Raw genomic sequence first — 269 nt, 5'->3', positions numbered from 1 at the left:
CGCGAAGTCGTCGACCGGCAGAATGTCCGAGCGCTCAAGGCTGTAAATCAGCAACATCTCCACCGTCCAGCGCCCTACCCCACGCAGGGCCACAAGGCGTTCGATCAACACCTCGTCAGCCATGGCCAGCGCCTCCTGACGGCTGGGCACCAAACCCTCTAGCCGAGCTTGGGCAATACCCTGCACGGTGGCCGTCTTGCTCGCCGAAAAACCGCATGCGCGCATCGCCTCAGGTGTCACGGCCAGCAATTGCTCCGGGGCGGGAAAAC

Annotated in this window: 1 protein-coding gene; it reads right to left on the bottom strand. The window is 63.6% G+C overall.

All coding sequences use genetic code 11. The features are described from left to right. Nucleotides 1-269, bottom strand: a 269-nt coding sequence (locus tag SB772_RS41365) for a DNA-3-methyladenine glycosylase family protein (protein ID WP_410838694.1), incomplete at both ends; no start/stop codon positions are given.

Origin of the sequence: Paraburkholderia sp. SIMBA_030 (genome assembly GCF_046535245.1) — a bacterium.
Taxonomy (GTDB): Bacteria; Pseudomonadota; Gammaproteobacteria; order Burkholderiales; family Burkholderiaceae; genus Paraburkholderia.
This window is presented reverse-complemented; position numbering and strand designations above follow the sequence as displayed.